Raw genomic sequence first — 18186 nt, 5'->3', positions numbered from 1 at the left:
GAAAAGTGGTGAGATCTTTGTTCCTGATTTTTGCTTTTTGGGGAAATCATTCGGGTATTTAACAGGATCCGCCTGCAACTCGGCCGGATCTGGCTGGTTCGGTTATTTTTTATATCTGACAAGCGGTGGATTGATCCGGGCGAAGCCTTCTTGGATATGATAAGGATAATAGGGGTAGGGAGGCAGCTGGCTGCTTATGTTATCTAGTCGTTGTATTTGGTCGTTGCTCAGTTTCCAGCCTATGGCTCCAAGGTTATCACGTAGCTGGTTTTCATTGCGGGCTCCAATAATCACGTTGGCAACTGTGGGGCGCTGTAATAGCCAGTTGATGGAGATTTGCGGGATGGATTTTTGGGTTTCTTTTGCAACTTCATCAAGGATGTCCATCAGGCTGTATAAGCGTTCGTCATCGACCGGAGGGCCAAAGGATGCGGTTTCGTGGAGACGGCTTTTTTTTGGGTATGCTTGTCCCCGGCGAATTTTTCCAGTGAGTCTTCCCCAAGCAAGGGGGCTCCAGACCATAGCGCCAACGCCCTGATCTTGTGCTAAGGGCATGAGTTCAGATTCGTAATCTCGGCCGAGTAGGGAATAGTAGACTTGGTGGACAATGTGACGGGGGTATTTCAGCTGATTGGACAGGCCTAGAGATTTCATTAATTCCCATCCTGCGAAATTTGAGGCGCCTACGTATCTAACTTTGCCGTCGCGGACCAATGTATCGAGAGTAGATAAAACTTCTTCCACGGGTGTGAAGTGATCGAAGCCATGGAGCATGAGAATGTCTATGTGGTCAGTCTGAAGGCGTTTTAACTGGGCCTCGACAGCGCGAAGCAAGCGCCACCGGGAAGAGCCTGCTTCCATTGCTCCATCTCCGGTGGGTAGGGATGTTTTTGTTGCGATGAGGACCTGGCTTCGGATGTCTTTAATGGCTTCGCCAAGGATGATCTCAGCTTCGCCGTCCGAATAGACATCTGCGCTATCAAATAGATTTACGCCTGCTTCTAGACAGATATCGATCATGGATCTTGCTTCTTTTACGGTGGTTTGACCCCAGTGTGAAAAGAGCGGTCCCTTCCCGGCAAATGTGCCTGTGCCAAAGCTGAGGACTGGAACGCGCAGCCCGGAGTTTCCAAGCTGTCTGTATTCCATTTTGTTAGTTGAATGCTTCTCCATAGTATTTCGTGTTTTTGGTTTAGGGTGGCATTAACGATACTATTTCATTTCTAGATTTTCATGACTGATGGCTCGTATTTCTTGCCTATTCCTCCATTTTATCAGATGAAGTGATGATTGTGAGTATGGATTTTGAGCCAAGCCAATTGCAGGAAGCTGTTTCGTTGATTGCTGCGGGATTGGCAGGGGCGGGTGATTCGAGAGTGAAGGTCTGCTCTGGTTTGAGGTTCTGGAGTGAGGATCGGGAGGGGGCTCCTGAGCCGATGATTTTTTCACCGTCTCTGATTGTGATAGTGCAGGGGAGCGTGAGAGTTATCCTGCCTGGTGAGGTGCGTGATTTTGGCCCTTCTCACTACTTTTTATCCACCTTGACAGTTCCTGTGAATATTCAGGTTACGAATGCGAGTGCGGCCAAGCCTTTGCTCGGCCTGATCATCGATTTAGATCTGACCTGTGTAAGCCAGCTATTGAGTATTGTGGGTGAAGAAATTGCCTTGGAATCTGCTCCAGTAAGGTTGCCTGCAGTTTTGCCTACGGCAATCGATCGTGATTTTTACCAGTCGTTTCTCCGTTTACTTCGTTGCACTCAATCCAATCTGGATTGGCGCGTTCTTAGTGAGGGGATGAAACGCGAAATGTTCTATCGAGTATTGAGAGGGCCTTCCGGGCATATTTTGCGAAAGCGAATCGAGAGTAACACCCCAATCCAAAAAGTCGCTTGTGCGATAGTTTTCATTCAACGGAATTTATCTGAACTACTTGAGATTAAAACAATAGCACGGCATGTCGGAGTGAGCGTTTCTTCGCTTCATGCGCATTTCAATAGTGTCGTAGGGGAATCGCCACTCCGTTATATCAAGTGTTTACGCCTGCACCGGGCCCAAGGGCTGCTTCAATCCGGCAATGACGTAATTCAATCTGCTCTGGAGGTGGGATATTCCAGCGCTTCTCAATTTAGCCGTGAATACAAACGGAAGTTTGGCGAGCCTCCTTCGTTGACTCGGAAGAGGGGGCAGTAGATATGAAGGCAGGTATGAATGGTAGGGAGGTGATTTTGACGGAGCGGATGCTTTTGCTGCTGCTGGCGGCGGTGCAGTTCACGCACATCATGGATTTCATGGTGATAATGCCGCTGGGTCCACAGTTGATGAGGGATCTGCAGATTTCCCCCCAGCAGTTTGGAAATCTGATTTCCTCGTTCTCGCTGACGGCGGGGATCGTTGGGCTGGCGGCGGCTCCGTTTCTGGATCGGTTTGACCGGAGGAAGCTGCTGTTGTTTTGCTATGCTGGTTTCGGTCTGGGCACTCTTGCCTGCGGTTTATCAGGTTCGGTAGGTGTTCTGATGTTTTGCCGTGCGGTTTGTGGAGCCTTCGGTGGTGTAGCTGGGGCTACGCTGATGGCTATTGTGTCCGATGTGGTGCCGGCGGAGCGGAGAGCACAGGGTATGGGGATCATTATGACTGCTTTTTCCGCGGCGGCGGCGTTGGGCGTTCCCTTCGGGCTGAAGCTGGCGCAGTGGTGGAAATGGGAGGCTCCGTTTCTGGTGGTGGCGGCTTTGGCTGCGGTGATCTGGGTGATGTTGTTTTACATCCTGCCTCCGGTGCGGGGTCATCTGGAAGATGAGGCGGGTGTGAGAAAGGTGAGAACGCCGGGGGAGTTTCTGGCGCTGGTGCGGGATACGAATGCGTGGCGGGGAATCGGGCTGATGGCGATGGTGGTGATCGGCCATTTTTCGGTGATTCCCTATCTTTCTCCTTATCTGGTGCACAATGTGACACTGCCGGAGGATAAACTTTTCCTCGTTTATATGGTTGGAGGGTTGGTCACGATTGTGACGGGACCGTTTGTGGGGAAAATGGCTGACAGGCACGGCAGACTCCGCGTTTACTCAATTCTGGTGGCATCTGCGAGCGCGGTGATTCTGGTGCTGACGAACTCAGGGCCGAGACCAGTGTGGCAGGTGCTGGGGATCGCTGCGGCATTCTTTATTTTCGCAAGCGGTCGGTTTATTCCGGTGCAGGCGGTGGTTTCCCAAGCGGTGGAAAGGAAGCGACGCGGGGCGTATATGAGCCTGATTTCCTGCACGCGGGATTTGACTGTTGGTATATCCGCGGCGGTGGGGAGTATGATTGTAAAAGAGGGGGTGGATGAAAGGCTGATCAATTACCACTGGCTGGGCTGGCTCTCGGTGGGTGTGAGCGTGGCGAGTCTTCTTGTTTTCCGTTCAGTAAAGTCGAGGGAGTGAAGATGTTTCCGGCGAATATTCACCGCGAAGGTTTTCGAGGAGCGGGGAGCCCGGGTTTTGAGCTCTGACGGGAGTAGGTGACTACTTTAGCTGTGCTAGTTCTTCGGCAATTTCGAGGAGGTCTTTCCCGGTGATGTCCGGGGTAGGACCGAGCGGGTAGATTTGTGCACCGGGGCGGGCGACGAAGGCGGAGCGAAGCCCTGCCCATTGCGCGCCGGCGGTGTCCCAGCCATGTGCGGCGATGAGCATGCAGTTTTCAGGAGAAACTCCGAATTGAGCGGCGGCCCAGTGGTAGGTGCCCGGGTGGGGCTTGTAGATTTTGACGTTGGAGACGCTGAGTTGTTTCTCGAAAAACGAGCCGAGGCCGGCGAATTCGACCTGTGCCTCCAGTCCGTGCTGCGGGGAGTTGGTAAGTGGGGCCATGCGGTAACCTGCTTTTTTCAGCAGCTGGAGGGCCGGTATGACATCGGCGTGTGGGGGAAGTGAGGTGATGGGTTTTGTGGCTTCCCGAGCGGCATCGAGGTCGAGTTCCACCCCGTTGTTTTTTGCGACCATGACCATAACGGCGGCGCCGATTTCCCCGAATTCGTGAAAGGAGCCAGCGCAGGTTTCGACGAGTGAATGGTGGAGGAGCGTGGTGAACCAGAGGGTGACGAGGTCGCTGCGGTCGCCGAGGGCGTGGGCTACGCTTTCCTGAAGCGGTGTGAGGTCGAGTAGGGTTTCATTTACATCAAAGAAGAGAATTTCCGGGCGTTTCATAATTCCGTGAGGTTCGGATCGGCTTTCTTCTGATGCAAACGGAAGTAGTGTGATTGTTTTGCAAGGAGTTCCTCGTGGGTGCCTTGCTCGACGATGCTGCCGTGATCGAGAACGCAGATCAGATCGGCGTTCCGGATGGTGGTGAGGCGGTGGGCGATGACGAAGGATGTGCGGTTTGCGCGGAGGCGATCGAGCGCCTCCTGGACGAGTTTTTCGGTGGTGTTGTCGAGGGCGGAGGTGGCCTCATCGAGCAGGAGAATGGGTGGATTTTTCAGGAGGGCGCGGGCGATGGAAAGCCTCTGTTTTTCTCCACCGGAAAAGCGGATGCCACGTTCTCCCGCAGTGGTGTCGAGTTGTTCGGGGAGGGCGCGGATGAATTCGGCGGCGTTGGCCGCATCGAGGACGGCCCAGAGCTCTTCGTCAGTGGCGTGGTGTTTTGCCAGGGTGAGGTTTTCGCGGATGGAGGTGTTGAAGAGAAATGGTTCCTGAGTGACGAAGCCGGTGTTGTCCCGCAGCCATTCCTTGGAAATTTCTGAAATGGGGGTTCCATCGAGCAGGATGAGGCCGGATGAGGGCTCGTAAAAGCGGGAGAGTAGATTGAGGACCGTGGATTTTCCCGAGCCGGTGGCGCCGACGAGGGCTAAGGTTTGGCCAGGACTGGCGGTGAGGCTCACGTGGCTGAGTGCGGTGCTTTCATCGTTGTAGGCGAAGGTTACGTCCTGGAATTCGATTTTTCCGCTGAGTGTGGCGGGCCGCTTGCCCTCGGTGATGTGAGTTTCATCCGGGGTGTCGATGATTTTGAAAAGCCGTTTTGCGGAGACCAGGCCTTTGGTGAATGTCTGGGAGAGTGGGTTGATGCGGGAAATGGGCTCGAAGAGGAACCCCCAGGCCACAAGGAAGGCGATTACGGTGCCGGGGGAAAGCTGGCCATTGAGTGTCCAGTAGGCTCCAAATGCGACCATGAGTATGATGCCGGATTCCGCGATGAAGGAGACGGCGGGCCAGACAATGGCCTGGCCTTTCATGACGTCCATGTGTTTGTCTCCGACGATTTGGGAAGCTGCATCGAAATCCGAGAGGGCTTGTGGCTCGACGGTGTAGGCTTTTATCTGGCGGATTCCGGCGAGGTTATCGTGGAGAATTGCGTTGAGGGCTGAGGACGCTTCCGAGGAGGCTGTCCATTTGGGTTCCGCTTTTCTCGACCACCAGGCGGTGATGATCCCGATGAAAGGGAGAGGGACTAGTGTGACGAGGGTGAGCTCCCATGAGTGATAGAGCAGGTAGCCGATTACGATGAGGAACTGGAGAACGGCGGCGATGGCTTGGTCCAAACCTTCAATGATGACTTGGTTGGTGGAGGGGACGTCATCAGCTACGCGGGACATGATTTCTCCGGAGGAATTTTCATCGAACCATTTGATGGGGAGGCGCTGGAGTTTATCGTAGAGCTCTACCCGGATGAGGTGGGTAAGTTTCAGTTCCAGGTGGTTGTTCAGGTAGGTGCGGAGTGTGAAAAGCAGTTGGCGGGCAAGGATAGCCGCGCCGCCGAGGAGTGCGGTGGAAAGGATGAGATCCGGGCGGTTCTGGCCTATGATCACATCGATAAAGCGCATGGTGATGCCGGGGAGGATGAGCACCAATGATGTGCAGATCACTGCCATGAGTAGGGAAAGTCCGCTGAGAAGGGGGAAGCGCAAGGTGTGGCGGATGAGGCGGAGCATGAAGTCTTTCTAAGTAATTGGGGAGTTCTAGCCAACTTTTAATCAGGCGGGTCTGGTTGAACGAGAGGCGAAAGAGGATCGGTTATAATCTCATGTTATCGACTATCATGAAGTGATATTTCCCGAATTGGTGTGGTTGGGGTAGATGAGTGTTGTGAATTTAAAGAGTCGTCATTTCCGTGCGGGTGTAGGCATGACTGTATTGCTTGCCGTGCTAGCCATCGGGCTGAGCCATTTTCCGATACTGAGGCATATCGGGCCGCTTTCGACTGCACTCCTGCTGGGATTGATCTGGCGTGCTTTCATGGGGGTGCCGTTGGGGCATCATGTGGGGATTGGATTTTCGGCGAAAAGCCTGCTGCGTCTTGGTATCATTTTGCTAGGGGTGAGGTTGAATCTGGATCTGGTCCTACAGGGAGGTTTTCGCATTTTGTTGCTGGATGTGACGGTGATTGGATTCGGGCTGACGTTCATCACGTGGCTTGGACTGAAAATGGGGTTGGATGCGACCTTGTCGTGCTTGATCGCGGTGGATAGCTCGATTTGCGGTTCGTCGGCAGTGGCTGCCGCTGCTCCCGCGTTGGGTGCGGATGATGATGCGCCCGCACTGGTGATCCCGATGTGCAGCCTGATCGGGACGCTTGCGGTGTTGGTTTACACCTTTGGCCAAAGCTGGCTACAGGTGGATCCGCATATCTACGGAATGTTCGCAGGTGCTACCCTGCACGAGGTGGCGCAGGTAATGGCGGCGGTGACAGCTGTGCCGGAATCGCTGGAAATCGGAACGGTGACCAAGTTGACGCGGGTGGTTTTACTTGTTCCGGCGGTGTTTATTCTCAGCGGTTGGTTGCAGAAGAGGAAAGCACGGGAGAAGCGGGGCGAAGCAGTGGCTTCCAAGGAAGGTGGCGGGCGCCCGAAGCCATGGTTCGTGCTCGGATTTCTGGTGGTGGGAATTTTGAATACGCTGGCATACAAGGTCTTTCCAGACTCGCGTCTGATCCTGGATAACTACAATGAGCAGATCCTGGTGATTGCCAATTTCCTGATGGCCATGGCGATGGCGGGGATGGGACTGCAGGTGGACTTCGGGAAGCTTCGTGAAAATGGTCTGCGGGCGGTTGTGGTAGCACTAATAGGTTGGGTAACCCTGGCTGGGGTAGCTGCTGTGGAGATCTACGTTATGAACATTTGTTAAGTTTGCGCTTTGGGCTCTGTCGAATGCGGGTTTATTTCTTGTTCGAGAGCCTGAACGGTCAGGCGAAGCGATCACCTTTCGTCCATTGTCAGACTACCGATTACATGTTTTCCAGACCGTCGCGGAGAAATTGAATTTCACCCGTTCGGCTGAGGCGCTGCATATCTCCCAGCCAGCGGTGACCCAGCATATCAAGGCTCTGGAAGAATTGTATGGAGTCGCGCTTTTCGAACGCGGTAAAGGGGGGATTACCCTGACGGAGGGAGGGCGCGTTCTTTATGCACATGCTTTAAAGGTGCAAGAGTTGCAGCGCGTGGCAGAGGCTCGAATTCGTTCGGGTTCGCCGCGGTTGGCGGGGCCCCTCCGGATTGGTGCCAGTATGACCATCGCCCAGTATTTCCTGCCTGAACGATTGGGTGAATTTCAGGCAATGTATCCTGATGTATCGCTGACCCTGCAGAACGGAAATAGCGAGGAGATCACGGGCTCCCTGCTGGCAGGGCGGCTGGACATCGCTCTGATCGAAAATTCCGGGAAAGGTCGTGATCTAGCAGTCCAGCCGTTTTTCATGGATGAAATCGTCTGCCTGGCAGCTGTTGATCATCCGCTGGTGCTCAAGAAGAAGGTTACCGCGGAGGACCTGCAGCGATATTCATTTATCCTGCGCGAGCCGGGTTCCGGAACCCGCCGGGTGGTCGAGCGAGCCCTGAAGAAGGTGGGCCTTAATTCCGCGAAGCTGAACATCGCGATGGAGAGTTCAGGGAGCGAGACGATAAAGGGATTGATCGCAGCGGGAATAGGATTGGGATTTCTATCCCGTCTCGCAGTTTCCAATGAATTGGCGCTGGGTAAGCTGGCACGAATAGAGATCGAAGATCTGCACATCACCCGTCCATTCACGATCATCAGCGCACAAGGTTCAACGCCTACCGGTCCGGCTGGTGCGCTGTCCGATTTGCTGAGGAAATCTGGAGGAGTGTGAGCGAAACAGATGCTGCGAGGTGAATTTGAACCGTTTATAGAATTTTATAAATCCTTTCTATTCGAGGTTGGTTCGAATCAAGGTCAATGCAGATGTTGGACGACCCGAAGATGTTGATGATCGCGCTGGTGGCAGCGGTTTGTATAGGGCTTGCGAAGGCGGGGTTCAGTGGGATTTCACTGATTTCGGTTGTTCTGCTGGCTGAGGTTTACGGTGCCAAGGAGTCGGTGGGTTTGGCTTTGCCGTTGCTGATCGTCGCGGATCTGATGGCTTATCCGGCGTTTCTAAAGCACGGGGCGTGGAGGTATGTGTGGAAGCTTTTGCCGGCGACGCTGGTCGGGCTGGGCCTTGGATGGTTTTTGCTGGGAGAGATCGATGACCTATTGGCGAAGCGTTTGATAGGTATCTGCGTGCTGCTGATGATTGTTGTGCAGGTTTTTCGGAGGGTTTCGCCTGATGTTTTCTCCAGGATGGCTGATTCAAGCGGGTTCGGTCTGGGCGCGGGGGTTCTGGGAGGCTTTGCGACGATGCTGGCGAATGCGGCCGGGCCGGTGATACAACTCTACCTCATGTCCCGGCGGACTCCGAAAATGGAGATGCTGGGGGTGGGCGCGCGCTTCTTCCTGCTGATCAATATCATCAAGCTACCGCTGAATGCGAAGCTGGCGACGATTACGCAGGATAGCCTGTGGGAAAATGCGAAGCTGGTGCCGGGGGTGGTAATCGGCGTAGTGGCAGGGCGATGGCTAATTGGCCGTGTGCCACAAGCCGCGTTCGAGTGGATGATCGTCGGTTTCTCTCTTCTTGCGGCGGTGAGGCTGCTTTTTTTCTAGAAATCAGAATTTCCGGGTTTGGATTTGCTGGAGCGCCTGGAATGAGCGGTAACCCATAAATCCAGCAAAGATACCGAGGAAAAGCTGTCCGGAAAGCATGCCGAAGACGCAAATGAACGCCGCGGTTCCTACGGAAATCATGAGTGTGGTGCGGATGCGGCGTGGGCCGAGCAGTGTCTGGACCAGGCGGCCACCATCGAGCGGGAGGATTGGGAGCAGGTTGAGGATCGCCCAGATGATGCTGATAAAATAGAGCGAACGAAGGAAATCAACGGCGTAGGGCGAGAGGTTCGGGATAGATCGAAGACAGACCATCGCGGTGAAGCCGAGGACGATCTGGATTGCTGGGCCTGCTGCAGTGATGGCGAATGTCTGCCGGGGGCGGAGAGGTTTATTGTTATCGTATTCCGCGTAGCCGCCGAATGCCTGGAGGACGATATGCACACGTTTTCCGAAGGATTTGGCGGTGAGGGCATGGCCCAACTCATGGATGAGGATGGATATGAAACCGGCGAGGATGAAGAGGAGGAGGCCGAAGATCTGCTCTTTACTATCGGCGAAGAGACGGCCGCTGACGAATGCCATGGTGAGCCAGAAGATTGGCTCGATGCGGACAGGGATATTGAAAATTGAGAAATTGATCATCTGCGGGGATTCCTAGGGCAGATTTCGGGGGCGTGCAACTGAATGGGAAAGGGAATGGCTTTTCCTGGATTGGGCTTTGGGGCGGATTGAAGTAGGTGGCCCGGGTTATTTGAAGGTGTAGGTTCTATTTTCTACAGAGACTTCAGGGGGGACTTTGCTATTTTCAAAGTGGTCGTAGCCTGCCTTCAGGTTTTCCCAGAACTGGAGATGGGGGCTTGCTGCGGCTTTCCGCATTCGCTCCCCATTCATGCGGAAGGGGAAAATGTGGACGCGGAAGTAGGATTGCCCGTTTTTGTGGGCGGCTGTGGCCAAGGTGTAGATTTCTTCGATGACGGGGTCTGTCATGGCAAGGCAGCCTATGGAGACATTGCTGCCATGGATCATGATGAGGGATCCGGTTCTGTTGTGCGCGCGATCAAAGGAGTTGGGGTAGCCGATATTGAACGACAGATGGTATGTACTGTTCGGGTTCATGGCGGAAGGGGGGACATAGTAGAATCCCTCGGGGACCTGGCGGTCGCCTTCGGCAAGTTTCGGCCCAAGTTTTCCGCTGCTACGGGCAATGGGGTAGGTTTCGAATAGCTCGAACTTTCCGGTTTTGGAATTTCTAACGAAGAGTTCGAGCTCGAGTTCTTCCTTGAAGGCGCGGATGAAGATGGGGGAACCCAGTTCAAGTGTCTTTTCTTTGAGGCGCTCGGTCAGCGGCTGTGAGATTCGGGATTCCACTTCTTTTGCGCGTTTCTGGCCGTTTGCTTCTCCGCCACAGGCAGCCAGTGTGAATATGGTTAAGATAAGGAGCGGAAAACGTGAGTTCATATCAATTTGTTCCTTATCTGATGATTGTGTTTTCCTAGGTGGAAGGATCTTTGGCCGGAATTGATTGGATCGACTTACGATTCAGCTCTGGAAACAGCTACCTCCAAACGGAGATCTCCCGCTTCGTCCGCCTGAATAGGCAACACGAAAAGCGGGAGATGAAGGGATCTCATGCGGAAAGAGGCAGTTCTCAAAGGCTTTGTAAAAATCACAAAACCTTTTTACCTGCCCGGTTAGCGGTCCGCAAGTAAGCGCTAGGGTTTTACTCTGAATTTACAGAATAACTATGAGCGCATGAATGAGGCCGGGAATATAGAAAATGAGGGTTAGGATCAGGTTGATGATGAAGCTTTTACCGAAGCCGGAGTGAAGTGCTACCGCAAGGGGTGGCAGAAGTACGGCGAGGATGATGAGGAGTAATTTGTTGGCTGGTGCTGCGTTAGACATGGTTGTGTTGTGTTTATTTGTTGAAACACTTTCGGAATTGCAAGGCATGTGCCGTTGCCGCCTAGAACAATGAAACCGCAGTAGCAATGGGATTTGCGGACGGGTAATGTGATTTCTGTAAGCGACTATTTCCACCTAGATGCATGAATAAAACAGGGGAGATATTGCAAAATGCAGGATATCTAAAATGGTTTTTTACGCGAAATGTGAGCTATGGGGCGGGTTTCGGATGGATGAGTTGCGCGGCACGCCGGATGCAATAGGCTGAGGCATGAAAGTAGCCCCTACCCATTTGAAGCGTTATAAGGATGTAGCCCTGTTATTCTGGAAACACGGAAACTCCGAGATCGCAAATGAAGGGGATTTCGCAACAACAAGTGAGTTCACAGAGGCTGAGGGAAAAGCGGATGCTGAAGATCTGGCGAAGGATCTGGAGAAGCTTGGGCCGACGTTTGTAAAGATCGGTCAGCTGCTTTCCACGCGGAGTGATTTGATTTCCCCGCTATACATGGATGCTCTGAGCAGGCTGCAGGATGATGTGGAGCCGGTTCCATATGACCAGATCGAGCAGATCGTGCAGGATCAGCTCGGGGTGAGAATTTCGAAGGCCTTCAATGAATTTGAAGAGCGTCCACTGGGTGCGGCTTCGCTGGGTCAGGTGCATCGTGCGACTCTACGAAATGGCCGGAAAGTGGCAGTGAAAGTTCAGCGGCCGAATATCCGGAAGGAGATTGTAACGGATCTGGAAAGCTTGCAGGAAATCGCGGATTTCATGGAAGAGCGCACGGAATTCGGCAAGCGCTACGAGGTCGGGCGGGTCCTTTCTGAGTTCCGTACGAGCCTGATGAATGAGCTGGATTACAACAAGGAGGCGAACCAGCTGAAGGAATTGGGGAAAAATCTGAAATCTTTCGAGCGTCTGGTGATTCCAAGAGTGGTGGATGACTACAGCACAGGTCTGGTGCTGACGATGGATTACCTTCCAGGCACCAAGGTGACCTCGCTTTCCGGGGCGATTCTAGCTGACCTGGATGGTGAAAGTCTGGCGGATGAGCTTTTCCGGGCCTATCTCCAGCAGATTCTGGTGGATGGATATTTCCATGCTGATCCACACCCGGGCAATCTACTGCTGACTCCGGATCACAAGATCGCGATTCTGGATCTTGGGATGGTGGGTAGGATCAATGAACGTCTGAGGGACCAGCTTGTGCATTTGCTGGCGGGAATCAGCCATGGTGATGGATTGCAGACCGCGGAGGCGGCGATCAGGATAGGCGAATCACGCGGGGAAAGCATTGACCGGAATAAGTTTATCAACCGGATAGATGATTTGGTCGGGCAATCCAATAGCTCCGATCTGGAAGGATTACAGATTGGCGGGGTGGTGCTGCTGGTGATGCAGGCATGTGCGGAGGTGGGTATCCGTATTCCTGCTGAAATCAATCTGCTGGGGAAAACATTGATGAATCTGGATAGAGTGGGGATCGCGCTTTCTCCGAAATTCAATCCTTCCGCGGCGATCCGTAAGAATCTCGAAACCCTCTCAACAGCTCGGCTGAAGGATACTTTCTCGATGGCTTCCATCATGGGGATCCTGACTGAGATGAAGGACATGATGAGCACGCTGCCGCGTAAAACGAATGAGATCCTGGATCTGGCTGCGAATAATAAGCTGAAGGTAAAGGTCGATATGATCGACGAGAAGACCCTGATGAAGGGATTTCAGAAAATCGCCAACCGGATCACGATGGGGTTAATTCTGGCTGCACTGATCATTGGATCTTCGATGCTGGCCCGTGTTCCGACGAGTTTCGAGATCTGGGGTTATCCCGGACTGGCGATCATTTTCTTCTTTGTAGCGGCACTGGGAGCAATCTGGTTGCTGATCGATATTCTTTTCAAGGACGAGTGAGTAAAACTTGGCACGGCTAGTGCTGTTATACTTTTAGCGATCCGACTGAGACGCTTTAGGTTATTGGGTTTTCCCTGAAGCTAATCAGTCGGTTCGCTTTTTTGTGTCCTGAAAAAACTAAGGATGCACTTGTGCGCAGATGCGCTATTATTTCCCGCAATGGAACGCAGTGAGCAGACAATCGAGGCAGAAGTGGTAGAAATCGACGGAGTATCGGTGGAGCCGCGGCCTGTGGAAAAGAACCGCGCTGGCGGTGACTGGCAGGATTGGCGTAGCTGGCAGGGAAAAGTGCGGGAACTCGATCCACGGTGGTGGCCGCTTTGGGCGTTTCTCGGGGCTATAGGACTGGTATTGCTGGTCGTGGTGGGAATGTGCGCTGCGGTAATTCTCGTAATCTACAAGCTGTTCAAGGCTTTGTTTATGGGATTTGTGTCGCTGTTTCTCCCTACGGAACAATATCAGAGGCGGTAGGCGGGGAGTCAGATTTTCCGGCTGTACTTTTGAGCGGTGAGGGTTTCTTATCGTTGAATGCGAAGCAATCAGAGTACGTCGGCAGGGTTCCGGTTCCATACCGGGGACTGCGTGAAGGGGATGGCGAAGTATGTGCCGGATGCCAGCGTGGATGTGGTGGTGACTTCTCCACCGTATAATTTGGGGATCAAATATTCCAAATATGACGATAAGTTAGCTGCTGACGAATACCTGGAATGGACGAAAAAGTGGGCCGGTGAGGTGCGGCGCTGTCTGAAGCCTGGGGGTTCGTTTTTCCTGAACGTAGCCGGGAGTTTAAAGGAGCCGATGCTTCCGTATTCTGTGATCAATCTGCTGGTTGGTGAGGGAATTTTCAAACTACAGAACACGATTCACTGGATCAAATCGATCGCGATGCCGACGGATGAAGGATCCGAGAAACAACGGGGGCATTACAAACCGATCAATTCCCAGCGTTTTCTGAACGACTGCTATGAGCCGGTGTTTCACCTTACATTGGAGGGAACGACTAAACTGGATCGGCTGGCGATCGGGGTGCCGTATGCTGATAAATCAAATATCGCGCGGTGGGGCCATACGGACGGAAAGGATGTGAAATGCCGTGGAAATACGTGGTTTATCCCATACAAAACAATCACGCGGAGAGCAAAGGATAGACCGCATCCCGCTACCTTTCCCACCGCACTTGCGGAGCAGTGCATGAAGTTGCACGGCATCCGGAAAGATCTAGTGGTGATGGATCCGTTTCTGGGAATAGGTCACTCAGCGATGGCCGCCGCCCGCTGTGGGGTGGGGCGGTTCATCGGCTTTGATATTGATTCCGAGTATTTGAAGGTGGCCGTTGAGGAAATGGAATCCGCCGAGTGGGCAGTTTCGCTAAGTTAAGCTACTATTTCGGGGCACCTTCCCAAAGCCACTCGAGTGAGTATGGGGAGCCGTCTTCGGTCCAGAATTTCCCATCGACGTAGCGGTGGTCCTGATTGAGTGCATCGATATCAGTCATTTCCTGCTCGGAAAGGGTGATGAAGGATGCGTTCAGATTGTCTTTCTGGCGTTTCTCGTTGGTGGATTTCGGGATGGCCACGGTGCCACGCTGGACGGCCCATGCCAGAGCGATTTCGGCGGGTGAGGAAGAGTGGGTTGTAGCGATTTTCTCCAATGTTTCATCGCTGAAGATATCGGGTGCGTCGCCTTCTTTTTCCTTGGCGCTGCCGAGTGGTGAATAGGCGGTGAGGATGATCTCGTGTTTTTCGCAGGTTTCCAAAAGGGTTTTCTGTGAAAGGAATGGATGGCACTCCACTTGATTGACTTCCGGCGGGTGGCTGGCGGATGAGACGATGGATTCCAAAAGAACCGGATTTACATTGGATACGCCGATGTGGCGGCAGAGACCTTCGCTGAGCGCGTTTTCCATGCCTTTCCAGGTTTCCGAGAGGGGTAGATCATCTGCGGAAATGAAGTCCTCCGCTTTTTCGGGGAAGTCTATTCCGGGTGTGAGGGCGATGGGCCAGTGCACGAGGTAGAGGTCCAAGTAGTCCAGTTGGAGATCTGCGAGGGTTTGCTTAAGGGCTGGGATTACATCTTCCGGTTTGTGCTTATCGCACCAGAGTTTCGAGGTGATCCAAACGTCCTCGCGTTTTACGATACCGCTCTTGAAAGCGGCGGAGAGTGCCTCGCCGATTTCCTTTTCGTTTCCGTATACAGGTGCACAATCGATGTGTTTGTAGCCCATCTCAAGTGCGCGTGTGACCGCTTTGGCTACCTCGCCGGGTTCTGCTTTCCAGGTGCCGAGGCCGAGGGCCGGGAATTTGTCGCCGTTTTTAAGTGTGAGTGTTTTCTGATCCATGCTGAAAGCTTGCCTTGATCTGGAACAGTGCAAGGGACATTTCCGTCACGCCTTGCTTTCCCATAGCCATTCAAGGGTGTAGGGGGAGCCTTCCATGACTGTCCACTGGGTGCCGTCGACGAAGCGGTAATTGCGATCAAGGCTGTCGATCCGGCTCATTTCATCCGCGGTCAGGACGATATGGGAGGCTGCGAGATTTTGTTGCTGGCGCTCCGGGTTATTGGATTTCGGGATGACATTGGTGCCGCGCTGGATGGCCCAGGCGATGGCGATCTGTGCGGGAGTGACATCGTGCATGTTGGCGATGCTCTTCAGTGCGGGATTCGTGTGAACATCGGGGGCGTCGGGTGATTTTTCCTTGCCGGTGCCAAGTGGGGAATAGGCGGTGAGGATGATTCCGTGTTTATTACAAACTTCGAGAAGTTCGTGCTGGGCGAGGAATGGGTGGCACTCGACCTGATCGAATTCCGGAGGATGCGTGGCGGATTTCGTAAGTTTTTCGAGGTGGACGGGATTGAGGTTGGAAACCCCGATGTGACGGCAGAGGCCTGCTTCGAGAGCTGCTTCCATGCCTTTCCATGTCTCTGTGAGAGGGAGTTCCTTCGGGGAGTAGAAGTGTTCGGGTTTCTCCGGGAAGACGACTTCCGAGCTGTAGGCAACGGGCCAGTGGGTGAGGTAGAGGTCGAGGTAGTCGAGTTGTAGATCCGCAAGTGTTTCGCGGAGGGCAGGGATGACTTCTTCGGGTTTGTGGCGGTTGTTCCAGAGCTTGGAGGTGATCCATACATCTTCACGCTTCACGATCCCGGAGGCGAATGCCTTGGAGAAGGCCGCGCCGATCTCTTTTTCGTTTCGATAGATAAATGCACAATCGAAATAGCGGTAACCGTTCTCGAGTGCGGCCATGATCGCGTCTGCGGTTTCGTTTGGCTGGGAGCGCCAGGTGCCGAGGCCCAGTGCGGGGATTGTGTCGCCGTTTTTCAGGTGGAAAGTTTTTTGTTTCATAGCGGGTTGTCAGATGAGGTTGTTCGCGTAGTTTCGTAAATATGGAAACTCGGCATTTTGATTATGTGGTAATAGGTGGTGGTAGCGCGGGTTATGCCGCGGCGCGGACAGCGAAGGAGACTTTTGATAACGTGGCAGTCATCGAGGATGCCGAAGAGTTGGGCGGGCTGTGTATCCTGAGGGGCTGTATGCCATCAAAGACTTTGATCTATTCCGCGGAAGTTCTGCATCTTGCGCAGCACGGAGAAAAATTTGGCCTGAAAGTGGAGAATGCAAGGGCGGATATGAAGGCTTTGCATGAAAGGAAGCTGGTGACGATCGAGGATTTTTCATCATACAGGAGGGAGCAGCTGAAATCGGATCGCTTTCATCTGATCCGGGATCGTGCGGTTTTCGTGGATGAGAAGACTGTGGAGCTGAAAGGTTCCGGAGAACGGGTGACGGCGGATTATTTCATGATCGCGACCGGATCTGTGGTAAATACGCCTGATGTGGCGGGTTTGCGTGAAACTCCGCACTGGACCAGCGATGATGTGCTGGATCTGGATTTCCTGCCGGAGTCGGTGATCGTGCTGGGCGGTGGGATTGTGGCATGTGAACTAGCGCAGTTCCTCAATCGGGTAGGGACCAAGGTGACTCAGATCCAGCGTAGTTCGATTGTTTTGAAAGAGACCTCACCGGACGCGGCAGAGGTGGTGATGAAGGCCTTCCGCGATGAAGGGATCGATTTGCACACGGATACGAGTCTGGAATCCGTGGCGAAGGAAGGTGAGGAATATGTGGTCAGGTTCAGTGAAAATGGAGAGAGCAAAGAAGTGCGTGCCGCTCACTTGTTCAACGCGCTGGGACGGAAGCCTAATTCCGCCAAACTGGGCCTGGAGAAAGCAGGGGTGGAGACGAAGAAATCAGGACATATCGAGGTGAATGATATGCAGCAGACTGCTAATCCGAGGATTTATGCTGCGGGAGATGTTGCCGGGCCATTTGAAATTGTGCACCTGGCGATCATGCAGGGCGAGGTGGCGGCAGGGCATGCTGCGGGGAAATCGGTGACACCGGTGGATTACGATGGCAAGACGGCGGTGGTATTTACCGACCCGCAGATTGCCTCGGCGGGGATTTCTTTGGCGGAAGCCGAAGACCGTGGGATCGCTGTCGTGGTGGCGGATTACCCTTTTGATGATCACGGAAAATCAATCCTGATGGAGGCGAAGTATGGTTACGTTAAGACTTGGGCGGACAAAGCGAGCGGGAAGCTTATTGGCGCGGAATGCGTGGGTAAGGATGCGGGTGAGTTGATCCACGCGATGGCGGTAGCCATTACTCTGGGAGCAAAACCTGCGGATCTTCTAAAAGTGCACTGGTATCACCCGACTCTAAGCGAAATCTGGAGCTACCCTTTGGAGGATTTGGTGGATGAATTAGGCAGCTAGGGTAGCCCCTGAGGGCTCAGACTGATGGGAAGGCCAAGTCCGGCGCTAGTCAGGGATCTATTGAAAACGCGAAAGAGTGCAGGTGAAAGATCCCACTGGATGCAAGATTCCGGCAGTGCATACTGCGAACGAACCCAAGTAACTTTTGACCATGAAAACCACCGCTATTCTCCTGATATCGATTCTTGTATTTTCAGTCGCTGCTCGAGCTTCGGTTGAGAAGATAATTGTGCCAGTTCAGATCGGTGCGAAGGCGTTCAGGGATGGTGACGTTGTGCAAATTTCCGAGGTCATCTCAACCTCAAGGAATCTGGAACCTGGTGATGTCGTCACTGTTAGAGGGCGATACAGACTCGATTCCATCGAGGCTGCGCGCTTGATCCTACTGGTTACGCAGACTGAATCAGATGGATTTGAAGAGACTGACAAATCCCAAATCGTCCAGGCAAAACGTGGCTGGCATGAGTTCGAAGCAACTCTGACCATTAAACATCGAGGATTTTTGCACCTGACGTTTTACGACGGGATCGGCGAGCCAATAGGTGGCGTTTATTTCGGAACGCCTTTTCAAATGGCAAAGGCTAAAGATCTATCGGTAGCGCACTACAAAGTTGATCGCTGACATAGCTGAAGCCGCTATGCCGTGTGAGCTGTCCGGATAAATTCTGAATTCGCTTCAGGTTGC

At 53.3% G+C, this 18186-nt stretch carries 18 protein-coding genes; 10 read left to right on the top strand and 8 right to left on the bottom strand.

All coding sequences use genetic code 11. The annotated features are described in order from the left end of the window. Positions 1-102: 102 nt before the first annotated feature. Entirely contained in the window at positions 103-1149 is a 1047-nt protein-coding gene (locus AAGA79_RS12685; RefSeq protein WP_411826175.1) for an aldo/keto reductase, read from the bottom strand. A 149-nt stretch (positions 1150-1298) separates the two neighbouring features. Here AAGA79_RS12685 and AAGA79_RS12680 point away from each other — a divergent pair, with 149 nt between their 5' ends. Together AAGA79_RS12680 and AAGA79_RS12675 are read left to right on the top strand one after the other, a co-directional pair. Further along, the gene (locus tag AAGA79_RS12680; RefSeq protein WP_411826174.1) at positions 1299-2192 is read left to right on the top strand and encodes an AraC family transcriptional regulator; all 894 of its coding nucleotides are present in this window, start codon (positions 1299-1301) and stop codon (positions 2190-2192) included. 2 nt (positions 2193-2194) lie between these two features. Continuing rightward, on the top strand, positions 2195-3418 hold the full coding sequence (locus tag AAGA79_RS12675; protein ID WP_411826173.1) for an MFS transporter: 1224 nt from the start codon (positions 2195-2197) through the stop codon (positions 3416-3418). An 81-nt stretch (positions 3419-3499) separates the two neighbouring features. On the opposite strand, the gene AAGA79_RS12670 is transcribed toward AAGA79_RS12675, so the two are convergent. Together AAGA79_RS12670 and AAGA79_RS12665 are read right to left on the bottom strand one after the other, a co-directional pair. Continuing rightward, positions 3500-4177, bottom strand: coding sequence for a haloacid dehalogenase type II (locus AAGA79_RS12670; protein WP_411826172.1), 678 nt, complete (start codon positions 4175-4177; stop codon positions 3500-3502). Beyond that, entirely contained in the window at positions 4174-5898 is a 1725-nt protein-coding gene (locus AAGA79_RS12665) for an ABC transporter ATP-binding protein (RefSeq protein ID WP_411826171.1), read from the bottom strand. The genes AAGA79_RS12670 and AAGA79_RS12665 overlap by 4 nt, the downstream gene beginning before the upstream one ends. A 154-nt stretch (positions 5899-6052) precedes the next feature. On the opposite strand from AAGA79_RS12665, the gene AAGA79_RS12660 reads away from it, so the two are divergent. From AAGA79_RS12660 to AAGA79_RS12650, 3 genes are all read left to right on the top strand, one after another. Then, the gene (locus AAGA79_RS12660) at positions 6053-7093 is read left to right on the top strand and encodes a YeiH family protein (protein ID WP_411826170.1); all 1041 of its coding nucleotides are present in this window, start codon (positions 6053-6055) and stop codon (positions 7091-7093) included. Between the two features lie 85 nt (positions 7094-7178). Next, complete coding sequence (locus tag AAGA79_RS12655) at positions 7179-8075, top strand: LysR substrate-binding domain-containing protein (protein WP_411826169.1); 897 nt, start codon at positions 7179-7181, stop codon at positions 8073-8075. An 86-nt stretch (positions 8076-8161) separates the two neighbouring features. Next, the gene (locus tag AAGA79_RS12650) at positions 8162-8908 is read left to right on the top strand and encodes a sulfite exporter TauE/SafE family protein (RefSeq protein WP_411826168.1); all 747 of its coding nucleotides are present in this window, start codon (positions 8162-8164) and stop codon (positions 8906-8908) included. A gap of 3 nt (positions 8909-8911) precedes the next feature. On the opposite strand, the gene AAGA79_RS12645 is transcribed toward AAGA79_RS12650, so the two are convergent. The 3 genes from AAGA79_RS12645 to AAGA79_RS12635 form a co-directional block, all read right to left on the bottom strand. Beyond that, the gene (locus AAGA79_RS12645) at positions 8912-9553 is read right to left on the bottom strand and encodes a M50 family metallopeptidase (protein WP_411826167.1); all 642 of its coding nucleotides are present in this window, start codon (positions 9551-9553) and stop codon (positions 8912-8914) included. A 105-nt stretch (positions 9554-9658) separates the two neighbouring features. Then, positions 9659-10369: a L,D-transpeptidase family protein gene (locus tag AAGA79_RS12640; RefSeq protein ID WP_411826166.1), complete on the bottom strand. Its 711-nt coding sequence runs from the start codon at positions 10367-10369 to the stop codon at positions 9659-9661. 273 nt (positions 10370-10642) lie between these two features. Then, positions 10643-10816: a YqaE/Pmp3 family membrane protein gene (locus AAGA79_RS12635; RefSeq protein WP_411826165.1), complete on the bottom strand. Its 174-nt coding sequence runs from the start codon at positions 10814-10816 to the stop codon at positions 10643-10645. Positions 10817-11087: 271 nt separating this feature from the next. Between AAGA79_RS12635 and AAGA79_RS12630 the strand changes: the two genes are divergently transcribed. From AAGA79_RS12630 to AAGA79_RS12620, 3 genes are all read left to right on the top strand, one after another. Then, the gene (locus tag AAGA79_RS12630) at positions 11088-12728 is read left to right on the top strand and encodes an ABC1 kinase family protein (protein ID WP_411826164.1); all 1641 of its coding nucleotides are present in this window, start codon (positions 11088-11090) and stop codon (positions 12726-12728) included. Between the two features lie 159 nt (positions 12729-12887). Continuing rightward, positions 12888-13199 (top strand): hypothetical protein, encoded by a 312-nt coding sequence (locus AAGA79_RS12625; protein WP_411826163.1) that lies wholly within the window; start codon positions 12888-12890, stop codon positions 13197-13199. A 57-nt stretch (positions 13200-13256) separates the two neighbouring features. Beyond that, complete coding sequence (locus AAGA79_RS12620; RefSeq protein ID WP_411826162.1) at positions 13257-14105, top strand: DNA-methyltransferase; 849 nt, start codon at positions 13257-13259, stop codon at positions 14103-14105. 4 nt (positions 14106-14109) lie between these two features. On the opposite strand, the gene AAGA79_RS12615 is transcribed toward AAGA79_RS12620, so the two are convergent. Together AAGA79_RS12615 and AAGA79_RS12610 are read right to left on the bottom strand one after the other, a co-directional pair. Then, positions 14110-15066, bottom strand: a complete 957-nt coding sequence (locus AAGA79_RS12615) for an aldo/keto reductase (RefSeq protein WP_411826161.1) — start codon at positions 15064-15066, stop codon at positions 14110-14112. Between the two features lie 45 nt (positions 15067-15111). Beyond that, positions 15112-16068, bottom strand: a complete 957-nt coding sequence (locus tag AAGA79_RS12610; RefSeq protein WP_411826160.1) for an aldo/keto reductase — start codon at positions 16066-16068, stop codon at positions 15112-15114. A 41-nt stretch (positions 16069-16109) separates the two neighbouring features. On the opposite strand from AAGA79_RS12610, the gene AAGA79_RS12605 reads away from it, so the two are divergent. Together AAGA79_RS12605 and AAGA79_RS12600 are read left to right on the top strand one after the other, a co-directional pair. After that, positions 16110-17501 carry a dihydrolipoyl dehydrogenase family protein gene (locus AAGA79_RS12605; RefSeq protein WP_411826159.1) on the top strand — a complete coding sequence of 464 codons (1392 nt, stop codon included), beginning with the start codon at positions 16110-16112 and terminating at the stop codon, positions 17499-17501. A gap of 151 nt (positions 17502-17652) precedes the next feature. Then, on the top strand, positions 17653-18123 hold the full coding sequence (locus tag AAGA79_RS12600; RefSeq protein WP_411826158.1) for a hypothetical protein: 471 nt from the start codon (positions 17653-17655) through the stop codon (positions 18121-18123). Positions 18124-18186: the final 63 nt, after the last annotated feature.

Origin of the sequence: Luteolibacter sp. AS25, assembly GCF_046736275.1 — a bacterium.
GTDB lineage: Bacteria > Verrucomicrobiota > Verrucomicrobiia > Verrucomicrobiales > Akkermansiaceae > Luteolibacter.
Note: the sequence above shows the minus strand (reverse complement) of the source record. Positions and strands in the feature narration are given on the sequence as shown.